This window comes from uncultured Algibacter sp. (assembly GCF_963976535.1).
In the GTDB taxonomy this organism is placed as follows: Bacteria; Bacteroidota; Bacteroidia; order Flavobacteriales; family Flavobacteriaceae; genus Algibacter_B.
The window spans coordinates 74,245-95,313 of record NZ_CAXBLF010000004.1; the positions used below are offsets into that span (position 1 = coordinate 74,245).

At 32.2% G+C, this 21,069-nt stretch carries 21 protein-coding genes; 6 read left to right on the forward strand and 15 right to left on the reverse strand.

The window, feature by feature from the left end; translation table 11 throughout:
- Positions 1 to 35 precede the first annotated feature (35 nt).
- On the forward strand, positions 36 to 2,456 hold the full coding sequence (locus AAC024_RS02490) for an outer membrane beta-barrel family protein (protein ID WP_339893601.1): 2,421 nt from the start codon (positions 36 to 38) through the stop codon (positions 2,454 to 2,456).
- A gap of 15 nt (positions 2,457 to 2,471) precedes the next feature.
- Here the strand turns inward: AAC024_RS02490 and AAC024_RS02495 are convergent, their stop codons facing one another.
- Together AAC024_RS02495 and AAC024_RS02500 are read right to left on the reverse strand one after the other, a co-directional pair.
- Positions 2,472 to 2,645 (reverse strand): hypothetical protein, encoded by a 174-nt coding sequence (locus AAC024_RS02495; RefSeq protein WP_339893602.1) that lies wholly within the window; start codon positions 2,643 to 2,645, stop codon positions 2,472 to 2,474.
- Positions 2,646 to 2,739: 94 nt separating this feature from the next.
- Positions 2,740 to 3,381: a peroxiredoxin gene (locus tag AAC024_RS02500; protein ID WP_339893603.1), complete on the reverse strand. Its 642-nt coding sequence runs from the start codon at positions 3,379 to 3,381 to the stop codon at positions 2,740 to 2,742.
- 182 nt (positions 3,382 to 3,563) lie between these two features.
- On the opposite strand from AAC024_RS02500, the gene fumC reads away from it, so the two are divergent.
- Positions 3,564 to 4,961, forward strand: coding sequence for a class II fumarate hydratase (gene fumC, locus AAC024_RS02505; RefSeq protein ID WP_339893604.1), 1,398 nt, complete (start codon positions 3,564 to 3,566; stop codon positions 4,959 to 4,961).
- Between the two features lie 466 nt (positions 4,962 to 5,427).
- Here the strand turns inward: fumC and AAC024_RS02510 are convergent, their stop codons facing one another.
- A complete protein-coding gene (locus AAC024_RS02510) occupies positions 5,428 to 6,021 on the reverse strand; it encodes a Crp/Fnr family transcriptional regulator (RefSeq protein ID WP_339893605.1) in 594 nt (197 codons plus the stop codon).
- A gap of 5 nt (positions 6,022 to 6,026) precedes the next feature.
- Entirely contained in the window at positions 6,027 to 6,719 is a 693-nt protein-coding gene (locus tag AAC024_RS02515) for an aspartate/glutamate racemase family protein (RefSeq protein WP_339893606.1), read from the reverse strand.
- A 56-nt stretch (positions 6,720 to 6,775) separates the two neighbouring features.
- Here AAC024_RS02515 and hutI point away from each other — a divergent pair, with 56 nt between their 5' ends.
- A complete protein-coding gene (gene hutI, locus AAC024_RS02520; RefSeq protein ID WP_339893607.1) occupies positions 6,776 to 8,014 on the forward strand; it encodes an imidazolonepropionase in 1,239 nt (412 codons plus the stop codon).
- Positions 8,015 to 8,067: 53 nt separating this feature from the next.
- On the opposite strand, the gene AAC024_RS02525 is transcribed toward hutI, so the two are convergent.
- Positions 8,068 to 8,946: a chromosome partitioning protein ParA gene (locus AAC024_RS02525; protein WP_339893608.1), complete on the reverse strand. Its 879-nt coding sequence runs from the start codon at positions 8,944 to 8,946 to the stop codon at positions 8,068 to 8,070.
- A gap of 107 nt (positions 8,947 to 9,053) precedes the next feature.
- Here AAC024_RS02525 and AAC024_RS02530 point away from each other — a divergent pair, with 107 nt between their 5' ends.
- Together AAC024_RS02530 and AAC024_RS02535 are read left to right on the forward strand one after the other, a co-directional pair.
- Entirely contained in the window at positions 9,054 to 10,073 is a 1,020-nt protein-coding gene (locus tag AAC024_RS02530) for a formimidoylglutamase (protein ID WP_339893609.1), read from the forward strand.
- The gene (locus AAC024_RS02535) at positions 10,066 to 10,527 is read left to right on the forward strand and encodes a GNAT family N-acetyltransferase (RefSeq protein WP_339893610.1); all 462 of its coding nucleotides are present in this window, start codon (positions 10,066 to 10,068) and stop codon (positions 10,525 to 10,527) included. Before AAC024_RS02530 ends, AAC024_RS02535 begins: the two co-directional genes overlap by 8 nt.
- On the opposite strand, the gene AAC024_RS02540 is transcribed toward AAC024_RS02535, so the two are convergent.
- From AAC024_RS02540 to AAC024_RS02585, 10 genes are all read right to left on the reverse strand, one after another.
- Positions 10,524 to 12,218 carry a hypothetical protein gene (locus AAC024_RS02540; protein WP_339893611.1) on the reverse strand — a complete coding sequence of 565 codons (1,695 nt, stop codon included), beginning with the start codon at positions 12,216 to 12,218 and terminating at the stop codon, positions 10,524 to 10,526. The genes AAC024_RS02535 and AAC024_RS02540 overlap by 4 nt on opposite strands.
- 99 nt (positions 12,219 to 12,317) lie before the next feature.
- Complete coding sequence (locus tag AAC024_RS02545) at positions 12,318 to 12,884, reverse strand: hypothetical protein (protein ID WP_339893612.1); 567 nt, start codon at positions 12,882 to 12,884, stop codon at positions 12,318 to 12,320.
- Between the two features lie 16 nt (positions 12,885 to 12,900).
- Positions 12,901 to 13,089 carry a four helix bundle protein gene (locus tag AAC024_RS02550; protein WP_339893613.1) on the reverse strand — a complete coding sequence of 63 codons (189 nt, stop codon included), beginning with the start codon at positions 13,087 to 13,089 and terminating at the stop codon, positions 12,901 to 12,903.
- On the reverse strand, positions 13,067 to 13,258 hold the full coding sequence (locus AAC024_RS02555) for a four helix bundle protein (protein ID WP_339893614.1): 192 nt from the start codon (positions 13,256 to 13,258) through the stop codon (positions 13,067 to 13,069). Before AAC024_RS02555 ends, AAC024_RS02550 begins: the two co-directional genes overlap by 23 nt.
- 60 nt (positions 13,259 to 13,318) lie before the next feature.
- Positions 13,319 to 14,554 (reverse strand): DUF6638 family protein, encoded by a 1,236-nt coding sequence (locus AAC024_RS02560; protein ID WP_339893615.1) that lies wholly within the window; start codon positions 14,552 to 14,554, stop codon positions 13,319 to 13,321.
- A 163-nt stretch (positions 14,555 to 14,717) separates the two neighbouring features.
- Entirely contained in the window at positions 14,718 to 15,305 is a 588-nt protein-coding gene (locus AAC024_RS02565; RefSeq protein WP_339893616.1) for an NUDIX domain-containing protein, read from the reverse strand.
- 63 nt (positions 15,306 to 15,368) lie between these two features.
- On the reverse strand, positions 15,369 to 17,333 hold the full coding sequence (locus AAC024_RS02570; protein ID WP_339893617.1) for an AAA family ATPase: 1,965 nt from the start codon (positions 17,331 to 17,333) through the stop codon (positions 15,369 to 15,371).
- A 251-nt stretch (positions 17,334 to 17,584) separates the two neighbouring features.
- Positions 17,585 to 17,815 carry a four helix bundle protein gene (locus tag AAC024_RS02575; RefSeq protein ID WP_339893618.1) on the reverse strand — a complete coding sequence of 77 codons (231 nt, stop codon included), beginning with the start codon at positions 17,813 to 17,815 and terminating at the stop codon, positions 17,585 to 17,587.
- 88 nt (positions 17,816 to 17,903) lie between these two features.
- Entirely contained in the window at positions 17,904 to 18,953 is a 1,050-nt protein-coding gene (locus AAC024_RS02580) for a hypothetical protein (protein WP_339893619.1), read from the reverse strand.
- A 273-nt stretch (positions 18,954 to 19,226) separates the two neighbouring features.
- Positions 19,227 to 20,570 carry a microtubule-binding protein gene (locus AAC024_RS02585; protein WP_339893620.1) on the reverse strand — a complete coding sequence of 448 codons (1,344 nt, stop codon included), beginning with the start codon at positions 20,568 to 20,570 and terminating at the stop codon, positions 19,227 to 19,229.
- Positions 20,571 to 20,798: 228 nt separating this feature from the next.
- On the opposite strand from AAC024_RS02585, the gene AAC024_RS02590 reads away from it, so the two are divergent.
- Positions 20,799 to 21,035 carry a hypothetical protein gene (locus AAC024_RS02590; protein ID WP_339893621.1) on the forward strand — a complete coding sequence of 79 codons (237 nt, stop codon included), beginning with the start codon at positions 20,799 to 20,801 and terminating at the stop codon, positions 21,033 to 21,035.
- Positions 21,036 to 21,069: the final 34 nt, after the last annotated feature.

Genomic DNA, 21,069 nt, shown 5'->3' on the forward strand with positions numbered 1-21,069 from the left:
ACTAGATTTGCCGTCTAATTATCAAAACACTTTAAATGGCTAAATCCAAATTTTTGCTAATTCTATTTTGCTTGTTCACTGCATTTGGTTTTGCTCAAAAACCAGAAGGAAAAGAAGTTAAAGTTACAGGATCTGTTATTGACGAAGAGACCAAGCAACCCTTAGAATATGCAACCATAGCCTTTTTTAGTAAACTTCAAAACAAAATTATTACTGGAGGAATAACTGATACAAAAGGTAACTTTAGTATACCTGTTTTAACGGGTATTTATGATATTACAATTGAATATATTTCTTTTAAAACAATTACAATTCCAAACAAAAATATATTAAAAAACGAAAACCTTGGTCGTTTTTCCCTTGAAATCAATGCTGAGTCATTAGACGAAATAGAAATTATTGCTGAACGTACAACTGTTGAAATACGTCTAGATAAGAAAATATATAATGTTGGGAAAGACCTTACTGTGAGTGGTGGAAATGTGAGTGATGTATTAGATAATGTACCATCCGTTTCTGTAGATGCAGAAGGCAATGTAGCCTTAAGAGGTAACGATAATGTCCGTATCCTCATTAATGGTAAGCCTTCTGGGTTAGTTGGACTTAATTCTACTGAAGCATTAAGACAATTACCTGCGGAAGCTATTGAAAAAGTAGAAGTAATCACCTCGCCTTCCGCTAGATATGAAGCTGAAGGTACAGCGGGGATATTAAATATTATTTTACGTAGAAGTAAATTACTAGGTTTAAACGGTTCTATTACAGCAAATGTTGCAGATCCTGATGCAGCTGGAATTTCAGGAAACATAAATTATAGAACAGGAAATGTCAATATTTTTAATACGTCTTCATATCGATATGATGAAACAGTTGGCAGATGGTATAATGATGTTCTATATTTTAACAATAACGTCCCAAATTTAGATGAGAAACGTGACTGGACAAATATTAGAAAAGGAATTACTACAAACACAGGTATTGAATGGTATATTAACGACTCAGCATCAATAACATCTTCAGTTGTTTATCGAGATAATAATTCTGAAAACAACTCGATTAATAAACTAGTACAGTTTAATAAAATTAACAATACTACAAGTGAAAGTGAACGACGAGATCCAGAAATTCAGGAAGATAAAACGATTCAGTACGCTTTTAATTTCACAAAAAATTTTGAAGCTAGTGACCATAAATTATCTTTCGATTTTCAATATGAAGATTCTAATCAAGATCAAAATTCTCTCATTACTATTAATGGTTTAGAATCTGAAAAGGTTTCTACTCTTGAAGACCAACAAAATATTTTACTACAGAGTGATTACGTATTACCCATTGGTGAAAAAAGCCAAATAGAATTAGGATACAGGGGTGATTTTAATACAAGAGCTACAGATTTTAGGGTTGACATTCTAAACCTTGACACTCAAAAATTTGAAATAAATAACAATCTAACAAATCTTTTTAATTTTAAACAATATATTACTGCTATTTACGCTCAATTTGGTAGTAAAATTGATAAATTTTCATACCTATTAGGTTTAAGATATGAAAATACTCGAATCACTCTAGATCAACCAACTACAGGCGATTTTAGTAAAAAAATAATTGATGGATTATTTCCTACCGTTAACCTAAATTATGAAATAAGCGACTCACAAAGCTTTACTTTAGGATACAATAGAAGAACTAGAAGACCAAGAGGATTTATGCTTAACCCTTTCCCTTCTCGTTCTAGTATAACAAATGTCTTTCAAGGTAATCCGGATTTAAACCCGACATTTTCTGGTACTTTTGAATTGGGGTATTTAAATAAATTAGAAAAGTTAACTATTTCCTCATCAATCTATTATTCTCAATCAAAAGACATTATGACTTTTGTAAGTAGAAGAACTAATGAGTCTGTTATTGTTAATGGGGAAGAATTCCCTGTAATAGAAAGAGGCCCAGTTAATTTAGGTAAAGATAAACGCTATGGTTTTGAGTTGAATTTAAATTATAATCCGACTAGAAAGTGGCGAATTAATAGTGATTTAAACATTTTTAAATTTGAACGAAATGGAAGTTTTAATGGCGTGGACTTAAGTGCCAATAATTTAACATGGACAGCAAGATTGACAAATAAACTAACATTACCATATAATATAGATTGGCAGACCAACATAAATTACAGAGGGCCAAGTCAAGATGCACAAAACAGTAGAAAAGGAGTTTTATCAACTAATCTTGCTTTGAGTAAAGATTTATTTAAAGAAAAAGCTTCAATAGCTTTTAATATAAGAGATCTTTTCAATAGTGCTTTTTATAGTAATGATATTACAGCAGAAACATTTACCGCCTACCAAGAAATTCAATTTAGAGGAGGGCGCACTTTTAATCTAGCATTTACATATAGATTCAACCAGAAGAAAAAACGAGAGCGCCAAGGTGGTTTTGAAGGCGGAGGAATGGATATGTAACTTAAAAAATATGTTTTAAGCTTGACGTTTAGCTTTTTTTTCTTTTCTAACTTCTTTTAACCTTTCAATTAAAGAACCTGCTATCCAATAAGGAACAACAAACGTTATTAAAAATATCATTAACCAAAACCCCATTGTTAAGATAGTTAAAAATGCTAAAAAGCCTAAATACTGGTCAAAATCAAACATAATAGTAATTGTCTTTTATAAAATCTTTAACAAAGATAATGCAAAGGTATGTCTTATACAATATCAAGTTAAAAATTATTAACAGAGTTTTTAACTAATCCAAATTTGGCTGAGGAGTCATACGTAAATATGGTTTAACTTCCTTATATCCTTTTGGGAAAATATTGGGTATATCCTTGGTTGCAACAGCAGGAACTACCACACAATCATCCCCATTATTCCAATTAGCAGGTGTAGCCACTTTATGATATGCTGTTAACTGTAAAGAATCTATAACACGTAACAATTCATCAAAATTTCTACCGGTAGATGCTGGATAGATTATAATTAGTTTCACCTTTTTAGTGTTATCAATCACAAAAACGGAACGCACCGTTAGTTTGCTATCTGCATTAGGGTGAATCATATCATAAAGTTCAGAAACTTTCCTATCCTCATCAGCGATAATAGGGAAATTAACTGTTGTTCCTTGAGTTTCATTAATATCATTAATCCATCCTTTATGCGAATCTAAGCCATCAACACTAAGCGCAACAACTTTTACATGACGCTTATCAAACTCACCTTTGTATTTTGCTACTGTACCCAATTCTGTTGTACAAACTGGTGTATAATCTGCTGGGTGCGAAAATAAAACACCCCAACTATCTCCTAACCATTCATGGAAATTAATAGTTCCTTCTGTAGATTGTGTTGTGAAATTTGGAGCCTCGTCTCCTAATCTAATTGTTGCCATAATATATATTTTTAAATTTGAACTTAAAATAAAGTCCTACTAATTTAATTGATTTTAAAATCATAACGTAAATAATTCCGTTATTAATATATTAAAAAGAAGTGGTAAAAACTAACAAAAATCATAATTAAAAACATCATAAAAGAATTACCTTAGCAGCTTATAATTTAAGCATTATTAATATGAGTTACAGAATAGAAAAAGATACTATGGGCGAGGTAAAAGTGCCCGCTGATAAACTTTGGGGAGCACAAACAGAACGCTCTAGAAATAACTTCAAAATTGGCCCTTCAGGCTCGATGCCATTAGAAATCGTTTACGGATTTGCTTATTTAAAAAAAGCAGCTGCATATACCAATTGTGAATTAGGCGTTTTACCTATTGAAAAACGAGATTTAATAGCACAAGTTTGTGAAGAAATATTAGAAGGTAAACACGATAACCAATTTCCTTTAGTTATTTGGCAAACAGGTTCTGGTACACAAAGCAATATGAATGTTAATGAGGTTGTTGCAAATAGAGCGCACCAATTAGCTGGTAAAGTTATTGGGGAAGGCGAAAAAACAATTCAACCTAATGATGATGTCAATAAATCGCAATCTTCAAATGACACGTTTCCAACAGGTATGCATATTGCAGCTTATAAAAAAATTGCGGAGACTACAATTCCTGGTGTTAAACAATTGCGTAATACACTTAATGAAAAATCAATAGCATTTAAAAATGTTGTAAAAATAGGTAGAACACACCTTATGGACGCTACGCCTCTTACTTTAGGACAAGAACTATCTGGTTATGTAGCTCAGTTAGATCATGGTTTAAAAGCCCTTGAAAACACATTATCACATTTAAGTGAATTAGCACTTGGTGGTACAGCTGTTGGTACAGGTTTAAATACGCCTAAAGGATATAGCGAACTTGTGGCACAATACATCGCAGAATTTACTGAATTACCGTTTATAACCGCCCCTAATAAATTTGAAGCATTAGCGGCTCACGATGCCTTAGTTGAAACACATGGCGCATTGAAGCAATTGGCAGTATCCTTAAATAAAATTGCCAATGATATTAGAATGATGGCTTCAGGACCGCGTTCTGGTATTGGAGAGATTACAATTCCTGCAAATGAACCTGGAAGTTCTATTATGCCTGGAAAAGTAAACCCTACGCAATGTGAAGCTTTAACTATGGTTTGCGCCCAAGTTATGGGTAATGATGTAGCTGTTTCTGTTGGTGGTTTACAAGGACATTATGAATTGAATGTGTTTAAACCTGTAATGGCAGCTAACGTATTACAATCAGCACAATTAATTGGTGATGCCTGTGCTAGTTTTGAAGAAAATTGTGCAGTTGGGATTGAGCCTAACCATGCGGTTATTACAAAACTATTAAACAATTCATTAATGCTTGTAACCGCTTTAAATACAAAAATAGGGTATTATAAAGCTGCAGAAATAGCTAATACAGCTCATAAAAATGGAACGACTTTAAAAGAAGAAGCTATACGTTTAGGATATGTTACAGCTGAAGATTATGATGCTTGGGTAAAACCAGAAGACATGGTTGGAAGTCTTAAATAAAATTCTTAAATCTTGATAAAATAAAAAGACAGGTGAAATAAATTTACCTGTCTTTTTGGTTGGTTAGCTATCAATCCTTTGCAAATTGTAATATAAAAAGGAAATCGAGTCAAATATATAACTAACTAATCTGTTATAAGATAACATTTGTTAACTCCATTATAAAAAATAACTTTAAATCAATAGTGTCCGATTAAAATTTGTAAGATAGTCCGAACGATAGATTGGGTATAGGCTAAAAGATTTTTTTGAGATATGCCCCTTACTTTTACAACAAGTAAAAAATCAAAAGCTTTCTGAAATGACAAATCTATTGTAAATTGATTATCAATGCGTTAAAATTAAGTCTTAATTCTATATTCTATCAGCGCAGCGGTCTTGATTCTTTTATCGGACAACAATGACTTTAAATAAAAACATCTCGATTTTGATTACATTTTATCAATCAGAATATGTACAAATAGTCTTATCTGTCTTGTTTTATCTCTTCCGTTTTGATTTTTCTTCTAATTCTGCTCAATTGTACTGGAGTAATACTTAAATAAGATGCTATTTCGTACTGAGGAACAAGTCCTTCTATATTTGGTATTTTTTTTCGAAGGGCAAGATACCGAGCTTTGGCATCCATAGAAATGAGTTCTAATTGGCGCTCTTCGTACCTAATATAAACATGTTCGAGTATTCTATTATACAAGTTGCTTATGTTTATGTCACTTTTGCATAGTTCAGTTATATCATTAAAATTTACTTCATAAACTTTACATGTTGTGAGCGCTTCATAAGTTAATTTAGACGGTTGGTTTTGGATTAAAGCAGTAAGTGCTCCGACAAAACTAAAGGGCATGAAAAAGTTTTTATTAAACTCTTTTCCGTTTTCTGAACTTAAATAAGCTCTCATCATTCCTGAAACAAGCATATATATCTTGCTAGGAACTTCACCTGGTTTAGCTATTAGCGCACCAGCGTCAAGTTTTTTGTATACCGCTATACTCGTAAGTTTAGAAAAAGTTTCCTCGGAAACATCTAAAAACGAGTTTAGAAATACTAAGTTAGGGTTCATACTATTTATGTTTTTAACACTTCCATAAACGATTTGGCGGCGTGTATGGTTGTGGTATCAAAAACAGGTGTCGAAACATCTGATTGATTAATTAGTAAGGGTATTTCTGTACACCCCAAAATAACACCTTCTGCACCATTTTCTATTAATTTTTCTATAATTTGCAGATAAATTTGTTTAGATGCATCATTTAATATGCCTTTAGATAGTTCATCGTAAATTATCCGATGAACTGCGTTTCTATTTTCTAAATTTGGAACTATAGTTTTTATTCCAAAAGAACGCAACACCTCAATATAAAAATCTTTCTCCATGGTATATTTAGTTCCTAAAAGTGCAACTGTTTTTAATTTCTTTTCTATTATTTTTTCTGCAGTTGCTTCAGCAATATGAATAACCGGAATATCTACAGCTTCTCTTACAGCATCAATAGTAAGATGCATGGTATTTGCACAAATTAAAATGCATTTTGCACCAGCTAATTCTAGGCTTTTACCAGCATCAGCCATGATATCATCTAACTTATCCCATCTGTTTTCTTTTTGAAGATTAGAAATTTCAGCAAAATTAACTGAGTTAATAATGACTTTACATGAATGGTTTTCTCCAAAATGTTCACTAGCCAACCTATTCAAAACTTCATAATACATTATAGTTGACTGCGGCGTTATTCCTCCAATTAATCCTATCGTTTCCATTTTTTCTAATTTATTGTACCTAAATTTATAGCTTTAATTATATTGTTCAGCACTTTATGTCTATTTTAATTATTAATATAAAAGAATTAATTCAAGTAAGAGACCAAAATACGTTGAAGGTTTCAGGTAAAGACATGCAAAATTTGCCAACTATTAAGAATGCTTTCCTTTTTATTAAAAATGGTCAGATTTCTAATTTTGGGAGCATGGAAAGTTGCAAAAATATTGTAGCAGACAAGACTATTGATGCTGCTGATAAATTAGTTCTACCAACATGGTGCGACTCACACACACACATTGTTTATGCGGGAAACAGAGAACTAGAGTTTGTAGATAGAATAAACGGTTTGAGTTATACCGAAATAGCTAATCGTGGCGGTGGCATTTTAAACTCTGCAAAAACGCTTCAAAATACTTCAGAAGAAGATTTATTTAATCAATCTATTGAGCGGGTTAAAAGCATTATAAAACTTGGCACAGGCGCTTTAGAAATAAAGTCGGGTTATGGATTAACCGTTGAGTCTGAACTCAAAATGCTTCGTGTTATTAAACGCATTAAAAAAGAATTTCCTATTGAAATTAAGGCTACATTTCTGGGCGCTCATGCTTTTCCTGAAGCCTATTTAAACAACAAAAAAGGTTATGTTGATTTAATCATCAATGAAATGCTTCCAAAAATAGCTGAAGAGCACTTAGCTGATTTTATTGATGTTTTTTGTGAAGAAGGCTATTTTTCTTTAGAAGATACCGAAGCCATTTTATCAGCAGGAAAACAATATGGGCTAATTCCTAAAATACATGTTAATCAATTTAATGCCTTTGGAGGTGTTGCCATGAGTGTTAAACATAAGGCGCTATCTGTAGATCATTTAGAAGAACTAACTCTAGAGGATATTATTGCATTAAAAGGCAGTAAAACGATGCCTGTTGCGCTCCCCTCTTGTTCTTTCTTTTTAAGTATTCCTTACACACCTGCAAGACAAATTATTAATTCTGGTTTACCATTAGCATTAGCAACAGACTACAACCCTGGTTCTACTCCAAGTGGGAATATGAATTTTGTTCTGAGTACAGCGTGTATTAAAATGAAAATGACACCAGAGGAAGCCATAAACGCAGCAACTTTAAATGGTGCCTATGCTATGGGAATTTCAAAAGACTATGGAAGTATTACTATAGGAAAAAAGGCAAATCTTATAATTACAAAACCTATACCTAGCTATAATTATTTGCCCTATTCATTTGGAGAAAACAATATTGAAACGGTTATTATTAATGGAACTGTTATCGCATAAAAAAGCCCCAAACTTTACGCTTGAGGCTTTTGATCTGTAGTGTTATAATCGATTTACTTTAAAGTAAACTCTGAACTAGATACTAAATCTTTTTCGTTAAAAACATTTACTATATATCGTCCTTTTTCAAAATCTTTTTTAGAAGTTACAAACTCACATACGTTAAGGCTTGCATTCTCATAATTAAATTTACTAATCATACTATAGTTTAAAGATTTTTCACCAAAAGTAACTTGTTCATTTAAACCTAAAGTATTGTTTTTTGGATCAATAACTTGAACATATAATTCTTCATCGCCAGCTTGTACTAAAGCATTTTTTGCAACAGTAAAGCACACTCTAATTTTATCAGCTCTAGTAGCTCTTTCAGTTGGAATCAATTTACCAGAAGTTCTTTCAATAACTCCAAAACCTTTTAAACCAACGGTATTTAAGATAGCCGCATTTTCAACAACTTCAGCTAAAGCATTGTTTTGAACTAGTAAAGAATCTGTAAAAACAGTACGCTCTTCTAAACGCACACGTGTACTATCTAAAGATGTTGCTAAATATGAATTCTCAACTCTTAACGAATCATTTTGAGCCAATAACACATCCATTTCTTCTTGAAGTGAAGCATATTTTCTTTTATATCTCCATAAACTTTTTACGTTAGTTTCAGAAATTTTTAAAGAATCAATTAATCCTTGAATACGTCCTCTAGCTTCAACTAAATTAGCATTTGAAACTTCATTCTCACCAATAGCTTCATCATATTGTTTCGCCATAGCGTTTAAATCATTCATTACTAATTGCTTCTCTTCAGTTAGCTCATTCTGTACTTTTTTGCTACTATTATACAAATTCATAGTATAAAATCCTGTCGCTAAAAATAAAACTAGCGCAATACCCAATCCTACTTTAAGTCCCATGTTGCTTTTGTTGTCTTCCATAATTACTTGTTTTAATGTTTGTTAAGGTTAATCTAAATTTTTGTTGTTCGTTTTAATGCTATAAATAAATAATGATGTACTTTTAATATTCAAAATTCATCTAATTTATGGATAAACTGGTTTTATTTAACAATGCTACTCGAAATAAATTATTAAACAAACGTTCTGGTGAATCCAAATTTGGTCAACACGTTCAAATATTAACCAGTATTTCTAACATATACGTACAACTTGAAAATTTGGATGTTACACATGTAATTTTAGGTTTGCCTGAAGATGTTGGTGTATTTGCAAACCACGGAAAAACTGGAGCTTCAAAAGCTTGGGAAGCGACCCTTAAAATTTTGTTAAACATTCAAAGCAATGAATTCACAAAGGCTAGCAAGGTTTTAATATTAGGTCATTTAGATTTTACACAAGAACAATTGGCCGTTTCAAAATTAAATTCATCCCGAAAAAAAGATGTTTTAAAAGCTAGAAAAATAGTAACTAAAATTGATGAATATGTAACTCATATAATCCATCAAATTGTTATGGCTGGTAAAAAACCAATACTAATTGGGGGCGGACATAATAATGCCTACGGAAATATAAAAGGTTCATCCTTAGCTATTGGAAAGCCAATTAATGTTATAAATTTTGATGCACACTCCGATTTTAGAGATGAAGAAGGGCGCCATAGTGGTAATGGATTTAAGTACGCTTTCGCGGAAGGATTTTTAGCCAATTACTTTGTTTTCGGATTGCATGAAAATTATACTTCTGATAAGATTTTTAAAGCACTAGATAAATCAAAATCTATCGAGTACAATACTTTTGATGCTTTAGAAATTAGAAATGAACTGAAGTTTAAAAAAGAATTAGAACGTGCTTACCTGCATGTTTCGAATAGTAATTTTGGAATTGAAATTGATTGTGATGCCATTGAAAATATTCCAAGTAGTGCCATGACACCAAGTGGTTTTAGCGTAAATAAAACACGACAATTTCTTAACTATTTTGCAAGACATAAAAACGCAACATACTTGCATATTTGCGAAGCTGCTCCAACTAAAAAAACGACTACTCAAGTTGGAAAACTTATTACATATCTAATAACAGATTTTATTAAAGCGCATCATGGTTGATATCATTTCTTTTAATAAACAATATTCTAAAGATTTCTATGAATTAAATGTAGAATGGTTAAAAACCTTTTTTTATGTAGAACCTTATGATGAAGAAGTTTTAAGCAAACCAGAAAAATATATTATAAATAAAGGTGGACACATATTTTTTGCAAAACTTGAAGATGATGTAGTTGGCACCGTGGCTTTAATGCCAATAGGGAACGAAGGCCTTTTTGAATTAACCAAAATGGCGATATCTCCAAAGCATCGCGGACATAAAATTGGACAAAAACTTATGCAATACTGTATTGATTATGCAAAATCTATTGGATTGCCAAAACTTCTACTCTACTCCAATACTAATTTAGAAAATGCTATATATATCTATAGAAAGTATGGTTTTATTCAAGTTCCTGTAGAACCTGATTGTCCTTATAAACGTTGTAATATAAAAATGGAGTTGGTGTTTTAATTCCCAATTGCCTTCAAAGAGTCAATCTGCTTTTGCAGTCTCTTAATCTCATCATCCTTTTTATCCACTTGAGGAATAGCTATTATAGAATCTATCACTTCTTGTGCAATATCAATTTCTTTCGTTTCCTCAACAAAATAATATCCAATTTTTTCGCTTGAGCGCCATGCTTCATTAAGTTGGTCATAAACCGTTTTATCCCATTGGCTTGGGTGTTTTACATCAATCCAAACCACATCACGATATTCGCTATCAACAAGAACTAAATCTGGTGTAGCAGAACCATCAAACTGCTTCGAATCTGTATCGCTAATAGAAGATACTGTACCCATAAAAAACATACGCTTTTTACCAGCTAAATTTTTAATATAGGGTCTAAATTCCACCGGTGTATTGGCAGTCCAATCATATTCTTTACGTGATTCTTTTACTTTTAAAGGCATTGCCGAAACGCCTGCATAACCTTGCTTTTTTGCAGCATGATTATAATAATATAATTTATCTGTTCCATCGGCAGGTATAAACACACTGTAGCTTAAACTGGTACGCTCCTCACCTACTGGCTCTAATCCAAACCAATGGTATAAACCACTATAACCATCAGATTCTGTATCGGAAAAATCAAAATCAGTTACATAGGGTTGTTGGTTTTGGTCTTTTGGCATTTCTGGTATTTTTACTGCAGTTTCCATATTCCAAGGTAATGGATCACTAAATCCACCTAAGAATTTTAAAGACTCCGCTTGTAAACGTGATACTTTTTCAGCCAATGTATTTTGCCCAATCAAAAATGGAAAGTTTTTCATTTCTTCTGGACTCACATAGTTTCCTTTTCCAATTAAAATACGCTCTATATAATCGCTAAAATCATGCTCACCATTATCAATTACCATAACACCTCCAAAGGTTGGATACGGAAATAAAAATCCTTTCCATTTTATTAAACTAACCACCTGTACCCATTGTCCTGTATCATTTTTCATGTAATACGTATCACTAGGTTCCATTGTGAATAATTGGAAGAAGTTGAAACGCTGTACCACAGCATTATACGTGTTTCTACTAAACTTTAAAGATTCACCTATAGAAAACGTTACTGGAATTCTATTTTCACTTGAAAACCTTGGAAATGGCGTTGTACTCGATACCGAAAAAACTTCTTCGGTATTATCGGTCATTCCTTGCCACATATATTTTTCGGTAGGTTGGATAGCCATAGTCCATTTATTTTCATTATCTATTCTCACTAAATGTGGTAAGGAAACATCTTTGGTCTCTCCTACACTTTCATTTGCCATAGAGAATATATTTCGTAAGGGTTGAATCCGTTCGTTTTGAGTTAATGGCAATTCATTTATTTCAACTTTATTTAAATGATTGAAAACATTATAAGTTTTCATGTAATCGTACATTTTAAAATGCCATCCAAGAGCATATAAAATTCCGAAGAAAACCACTAACAATCCCAATATTCCCAGTCTAGATCCTGTACTTGCAGATTTTCTGAATTTCCGTAAACCTAAAAACAATATAATTCCACTAAATAAAATGATAAAAATGAACTTTCTAACAAATAATAATGCTGGTTGATAATCATCTCTTAAGACGAACAACACTATTAATAAGATTAGTGAAACAATTATAGTTATCGTTTTTTGTTTCTTTCCTTTATTCCAATAAGTTTTAATCATGTTTAATATCTTTTTATGCCACGAATACACGAATGTTTTTTTACTGAATACTGAGACTGAGACTGAGACTGAGACTGAGACTGAGACTGAGACTGAATACTACAACAATCCTTTATCCTTCAAACGATCTCTCGCACTCTTCTCCTCGACTTTTGGTGCTTCTTTAGCGTCTTCAAAAACTTCTTCTGTTTCTTTAGTTTTTAAATCTTCAATAAAGTTTTTCCCTTTTTCAATAGTGTCATGAACCATATCTTCCAAAGAATCACTTTTTTCGTCAATTACTTCAGTTGATTTAAATATGAAATTTGCCAAATAAGTTCCTACTATAGTTCCAACAATCATAGATGCAAAAATTGAAATAGTTGCAATATCTATGGGAATTAAAAAACGTGTAATTACAATTCCTATTAAAAATAAGAACCCAACAAAAACCAAGCGTAGTAAAAACGTTTGTTGATAAACAAAACCAGTTTTGTCTTCAGGTTTTATTTGAAGCTCTTTCGAATTTATAATTTTATTAAAAAAACGATAAAGCCCATTGCCTTTAGATTCCCTCCAATACAGAAAGATTCCGAATAGTATAGCGCCGATAAATACAATGAGTTCTAGTGTCATAATTTTAAAAGTTTGAAGTACGGAATTGGAAGCTTGAAGTTGCTTACTCATCTCGATACTGTTATCATTAATGTTTTATTTTATTTCTGAAGGCTATTGTCATATTCATAATATCAAAACAATCTTTGTAATATTTTAAAAAATCTTCTTCCTTTAAATAATTTCTTCTTTTTGCTTTGTGCAAACAAGTTACAACCTCTGCTAAAGAGCGAATTGAATACCCTAAGAATTTTCTATACTCTGGTCCAGATTGCAAAATTGAACCTTCTGAAAATATTTAAAGCTATAGAATCTGCGGCTCTTCGTAACTGAGAAGATAAGTTATAAAGTTCTTGCTTCGGAAATTTAGATGCTAAAACATTCATATCCTCTCCTAAATCCATTCCTTTTTGCCAAATAATTAAATCTTCAAACTTAAATTTCATCTTCTAATACTATTTATAAAGATAGAAAACTTCTAACTTCCTACTTCGTGCTTTCAACTTTTAAATATTGTTACTAATAGTTTCAACTGCCCATTCTTTTAGCGAATCATCCCAAGTTTTAAAACTGGTATAAAAAGCTTCTTTATCATACCAATACCAATATAAAATATCTTTTTCAGAGATATTAACCAATAATTTCCATATTAAATCTTGATGCTTAGCATCTAATGAGGAATGTGGCTGATGCAAAGCTTCAAATAGTTTAACATCAACAATATCGGCAATTTTGTATTGATTACTGGTCTCCAATTTTTCTAGATAACGCTCAACACTCATCACTTTCTTTCTAGCCTTTATATCGAGTTTATTTAAATAGCTCTTAAACAAAATAGGATCATTTAAAATATTTTTAATGGGATGCTTTGTCTTTTTTAAATACTGAGCCATTTCAAATTTCTTGATACGCTGATATCGCTTAGTTTCAATTACCTTTTCTAAATCATGTTCAATAATTACATGATCTCGAAGTTTATCCATAAGCTCTGGTTGTGCAATATGGTAAATCAAAACATCATGATTCGTGTCTTTTATAGCTTCCTTATGCCAAGTTTCATCTTCAAAAACAACAATTGGTTTTATAAAATCTCTCAAAACATAAACACCACCAAAAGACCTTGTGAAGAATGTATCTGTAGTGTATTGAAGTTCGTGTAAATCTAAATTTCGATTGCGCAAATCGCCATAGGTCATAGCTGAATCTAAAAGTTGCTGATGTAAGGTTTCATCAATAAAATTATTAGCTCTATTAAAAGTCTCTACAAGTTCAAGTTGTTCTTTTTGAACCTTTTTTAAATTATTGATTAAATGAAAATTAATAGCAATTTTTTTGTACTTCAAAACATCTAATGGCTCATAAAAGGCGTCAATACCTTGGTCGAAATCTAAACATATAGCGCAATCTCTTGTAATATCCTTTATCTGTTCACCATGAATTTTAAATACATATTTCATGAGGTCTCTATCAAACGTATGATAAGGTAAATACACGGGTTTACCTTTTTGAACTGGTGAAATGATGATTCCATGTGGATTTGCTTCACCATTATTTAGATAATGCAAATCTCCTTTTTCTTCGGCAACTTCTGGGCTCCAACCTATTCCATCAATATGAAACGTTTTTAGCTTTGTTTTTGTGAAACCAAGTTTTACTAAGCATTTGTTATAACGCTCAACAAGTTTTCCACTTATGGGTATAAGTTCACTTCTATATAAATTGGCTTGTTTTAGTTTGTTCATTTTATTGTAACACTGAGATTCTCAGAGAAACACTGAGTTTTACTGAGAGATTATATATATTATGATTTATTCCGAAAACCATTTAACATTCTAATATTATTTCTTCTAAATTCTCTTTGAGAAACTCTGCGGAAACTCCGTGTATCTCAGTGAAATAATTCTATTATTCTAACAACTTATGAATAATTGCATACTGTAACAACACAATTGTTCTAGTATCAACTATTTTTCCATTATTCAACATATCAACTGCATTAATAAAAGGCATTTCTATTACCTCAATATCTTCATGTTCACTTTCTAAACCGCCTCCTTCATTCACCTTCATGTCATCGGTATATTCACCAACAAAAAAATGCATTTTCTCAGTCATTACTCCAGGTGATGAATAGCCTTCATAAATCTTTTTCACCGACTTTAAACGATATCCAACCTCTTCTTCAGTTTCTCTGATAATACATGCTTCCGGATTATCTTTGTCTAGCAAACCTGCACAAACTTCAACTAAAAAACCATCTTTATTATCGTTTAAATAAGTAGGCATTCTGAATTGTTTAGTTAAAATAACCGTTTGCTTTTGTTTGTTGTATAATAAAATTCCAGCGCCATCTCCTCTATCATAAACCTCTCGCATTTGGTTTACCCATGCGCCACTTTTCATTAAATAATCAAAAGTGACTCTATTAAGAATATAATAATTATCTGAAAGTAGAGTACTTTTAATATTTTTTAATCTGTCAGATTTATGCATTTAATCAACTTTTTAGTTACATCAAATTAAATAGGTCTCGACTGCGCTCGACCTGACAATAATTTAACTTCTATTTTCAAACGTTTTTCTGGCTTCAGTTTCTATATTTAATTGATTCACTCTTGCGTCAACTTTTCGTTTAAAATCAGTATCCGCAATAGTTGCTACGTTATCTAAATAACGTACGACTTCCTGTCTTCTAATCTCAGAAAAATCTAATCCCTTCATATTACCTCGCATTAATTCTTGAAGCATATTAAACTTGGTCTCATAGTCTTGTTTGAAATAGATTTCTTGATTTTCAAACCAATCTTCTTCCAAATCAAAATCGGTTAAACGTAATGATATAGCAGACTGAATATTACGAACATCGCGCGATGAAAAGAATGGAAACACTGCTTGCATTTCCTTATAAAGATTCGCATAAAACAAATGTTGATTGGTTTTAAACTGCTTTTCTACTCTGTCATAAACGTGGTGAACACGAGCTTCTGATGGTTTTTCAACGTTACTTAAAATATCACCCATGTTTTTTGCCAGTCCTTGATCTTGCAAATAACTATAGTTTTCTGGTCCTTGCATGTTTACGAAATCAGGCATAGTATCGTCTAGTTTACGCCACCATATATGGTCTTGATCTAAAAAATCATGCTCTGTTCTTGCTCCGTCAATTTTAAATCGCCCTTGCACACGAGATATCACGGCTTTATCTAACATTTCTGGAAGATTCGTAAATAAACCGATTGAACTATTACCATAATTAACAGCGTAAGCACCCTCTGTATATCTTAAAAACACACCAATAACTTCCTTTACACCTGCGGAAACCCCTTGAGCAGTTCGTTCTTGCAAATTATTTTCGGCATCATCAATTGGTGCGAAAATTAATTTTGAAGAATCTTGCATAGGCTTCATCCATTCTACCATTTTTTCTGCTGAACCACCTTGAAAGGTTGAAATCAATGTATCTGGCATGGGGTGAAATAAAAATGGAATATCTAAAGTGTCACAATGTTCTTTTAATCTGGTGGCAATGGCTGCAATTAACATACTTTTTCCAGTACCTGGAATACCATATCCCATAAACACTGGCATGAAACCACCCAATTCTTGAAACGGATTTTTCTTAGCAGTAAAATCGTAACTCAACATACGCTCAGTTAAACGACGAGCAAAATGCTTTGCATCACGGTTACCAACTATTTGTTCAAACTGAATTTTATTAAACTCAATACTTTTAGCTGTTCCTTGAAACACATTACTCCAACCAGAAACCGCAAATTCTGATTTTTCTAACTTATAGGTTCTATCTTCAATAGTTTCGGTATATTCTAATGAGCTTTTTCTGAGTTGAATTTCATCAATCAATGCTTCGAAATACACTACTGTAAAATCTATAACGTCTTTATCAGATTTGATAATTTCAGGATGTCCTAAATATTTATCATAATAAAATAAACTGCATGCAAGTCCTTTAAGCGGAGACATAAGAGAGACCTCTGGAATACCCGCAAATTTCTGCTTCATTACACTTAAATCGTCTGATGCATGTGGTTTTAAATCATGTAATATTTTATACCCTTGAGAGAATAACATAAACGCCGTAGCGGTATGCATTTTACTTTCAAACTCACGCTTTCCATTGTTGTCTAACGCTGATTTATTTTCGTTCAAACTAGACAATCCTGATGCATCGTAGTAACTATCTTTAATCCAAATACCAAGTGTAATACCTTCCTGAACCGCATATAACGTTTGGTTTAAATAAATAGGAATTGCTACAGAATCTGGTAATAATTGTTTTTTTAATTTTAGAATAGTTTTTGATACCGAAGTAATATTCGCGGCACTTGAGCCATTATTGGCACGAGACAAATACAATAAGATAGATTCATCTTTAGCATCATTCTCTCTTTTTTTTGCACGAGATCCTTGCTCCCATTGTACACTTTTTAGGTACGATGAAGCTTCATCACGAAGCATGTCGAGTTCAGATAATTTTATTGGGAATGTTGAGTTGTGTTCCATGTTTCAGTATTCAGTTGGCAGTATTCAGTAGGCAGTTTTCAGTTTTCAGTTTTCAGTTCTTACTCTTATGGACCTACTCTGCCATTTATTTTTAAATTTACTATGTGTTTTATTTCCTATTAAACTCCAAATTTATTTGGGTTATTCATCATGTAATTTAGAAGTTTGCCTATTTCTTCACTTTTACTTTGTAATTCTATTCTTTTTTCTTCCGAAATATATTCGCATGCTAAAGCAAAATCTAACCAAAGTTAAGTTTCTGAATTTTCTCCATCAGCATCAGAGAGTTTACTTTTAAAATGTTTTTCATATTGACGTTTTCTATATCCTTCAGTGATATTTGAACAAACCGTCCGACTTGAACGAACCATTTGTGAAGTAAGCCCGAACATTTCAGATTTTGGAAATTCTTTTTTAATATGAAAAATCTCCATAGCCAAATCAAATCCTTTCTGATAAGCGAGTAATGTTTTAAAACTCATATTTAATTTTTACTTTTTTCACTAATTACTACTAACTGCGAACTGCCTACTGTTTACTGTTTACTGTTTACTATTTACTGTTTACTGCCTACTGAATACTGCTTACTTCAATCGGCGGTTTAGCCAATGTATTCATCATTTCAGGTGTTTTATTATACAATAATTGAATAATACGATGCGGTGCTAAAACATATTTTTGTTTAAAAACTTCGTCCCATCGTTGTAAAACTTGTTTGCTAAAAAAGCCCCCTTCTTTGAATTCACTTTTTGAAGCTACTTCGTTTACTCTTAAAGAAAATGCATAAGATTCTAACGGAATTTCTTTTTTACCAATACTCTCTAAAATGGTGTGGGTTACTTGGTGTTCATCTTTTGCAAAAACATTGTGTAAAGGTCCTAAATCGATACGTTTAATAAGTTTTGGTGATACTTTTGGTAATTTTCTATCTATGGTGTACGCCATCGTATCAAGCAACATATCTCTATCTGCTACCGTTTTTAAAACCTCATAAATTTCATCTCTGTAATCGTTTATGTTATTTCCATCATATTTGAAATACATAAAACAGATAAAAGGTCTATTATGAGATACATCATAAAAACTCCAACTTGTCATGTATTTAATATCTATAGATTCTGGCGCATTTATAATTTTCCCCTGAACAAAACGATTAAAAATATATTCCTTTTTTACTGAAGAATAATACACTATCGATGCCGCCTGAAAGAGTTTACGTTTATTAATCGATTCCTTTTTTCGTAATAATGTATCTAAAAACGCTTCTTTAAGTTCCGCAATGGGCGTTAACTTTCCAAGATATTCATCACGCAATTCTAAATCGTTAAACAAATAGCGGAATTCTAAATAATTAGGAAACCCAGAATCTGTTAAGTCCACCTTCATATTATCTTCTTCATCATACATATACTTAACCCGTATGGCTTCAATAGAATACAACAATAAATCACAGTATTGCTTGAACAATTGCACTTCAATATCATCACAAATTTTTTCTCGTTGCACAGCTACAATCAATTCTTTGAAAGCAAAATCTACCATTTTATGATAAAACACGTAATGTTCTTTGGAATCTAAGATTGCAGAATCTAATGGTGTGACTATGTGGTTTATTGACATTTTTTATTAATTGTTACACAGAGATTCACGGAGAATCACAGAGTTTCACAGAGGTTTTTTGACACGTCCCGATAACTATTGGGATCACGGGTTATCACAGATTCAAATATTATGAAATGACCTTTGGGTTGGCCACGCGTTAAGGATTGAGGCATTTGTTGAAGCTCCTCGTAGAGAGCGACTGCCGAAAGCCTGACCCCGATTTTTCATCGGGGTAACGCCCGCTTCTCGATACAATTTGTTCGTTCCTCATAATTCACTCGAAGTGACATATTAACTTAGCAAATCGTCGTTGTTAGTTTCTGGTTTTGGTTTCCCTTCTGGTTCGCTATTATCTCCAGATGGTGCATTGGTATCCGCATTGTAATAATCTTCAAAAATTTCTTTCATATCGATACCGTAACGCTCAGCAAAATTCTTTTGGATTTCGCCATCTTTTGCTCTAATTTCTTGTAAAGCCTCAGCATAACTGCTATAAACCCCTTGCATCACTTTTTCGTGCACTGGAATATTATCCATCATATCTTGACGTGCTTTGGCACTTGCTGTATGCATAGACGCCAAGGTTTCTCCAATATGTTCATCAGTTTTTACGCCTAAATGCTCCAAAATAGCAGCAAATTCTTGATCGGTTCTTGCTTTTAAAGCTACAACGTAACCATCATAATACTTAAGTCGTTCTTCCGTGTCACTCTTCAATTTAGCACGATGCGTTTGCAGGTTGCTACGTAACGACGTCAACACTTTTATGGTTAAGTTATGTTTGTGTACAAAGCTATCTTTACTAGCCGCCAAAGTGGTGTAAGCGTTTTTAAGTCCTTCTAACTCCTCTACTTTTTGCTCTAAAGTTGTCATTTTACCAATAGCCTCAGAATATTCGGTAGATTGCTTATCTGCAATATCCTCCAATTCTTGGCGCGCTTGTTTCAATAAAGCATAATTCTCTTCTAGCTTCGCTTCAACTTCTTTCTTCTTTTCTAGTGCTTTTGTATGATTTTTAGAAGCTTCAACAATTGCGTCTCTTAGCTTTTCTTCTACTTCTTTTATTTCTACTTCACGATTTTTTAAACGCGTAACCGCAGCCTGAGATTTATATGATAATTCACTTAACAGCGTTTGTATATCTGCACTTTCTATTCGCGTTTGAAACATGGCTTTTGCCTTATTATCGGCTCCTGCTCTAGTTTTTTCGGCAACTTTAAATTCTTCCTCTTCTTTTTTAATTTTGCTTTTACGCCCCCAAAGGTTATTCCACCAGGTGTCTGGTTTGTTTTTTGCATCTTCTAATTCAATTCTTGCACGCTCTAACCCTTTTTGTGCATCGTCTATTATTTTCTGTTCGTTTGGATTTAGAGCAGAAAACTTTTCAAACATAATACCAACTTCATCTTGATAATCTGTTAAATCTTTAATAGCGTCAAGAAGTGTTGTCCTATCCTTTTCTGCCATATGTACCACATCATCCAAAGTAGCGTTCAGTATTTTTTGACGCATTTCTGGGTCGTCTTCTTGCGATAGTTTAGATTTCATAGTGTCAATGGCTTTCCCCCAATTAACATCTACTTTTTCGGTTTTTTCATTTGAATTGGTTTCTAATAAATCAAAATCATCAGACATGGTATATTTTGTGTTTTAAGTTGAACAATTTAACGGACAAGCAATTTCGTTAAAAAATCTCAATTTTGAAACGTAAATGAATATTTACTTTTGAAATTTTATTATTATTTAATGCTCAAGTAATAAGTATATAAAATTAATAAATTGTTACACTTGTTAATAAATTCATACAATTTTGAAAAGATATACTATATTTGTTTTTAACAAAATGCTTATTTTGCACTCATTATGTTAACAAACTATTTTTTTTTAACTTCGACAACTATTCCTTTAATTACGCAATCACAGGTTGTAGTTGCACTTATTGTAGTTGTTATATTTTTCGGAATTATATTGCTGTTAGGGGTTAGAAAATCCTATTTACTTAAAAAAGAGAATGAGCGATTAGAACAGATGAACACTTCTATAAATGACGATGAAGAATATAAAGATTTTACTGATGGCCATATGTATGGTGATAATTAAAAAAAAGCCCACCTTTCAGTGAGCTTTTAAATCT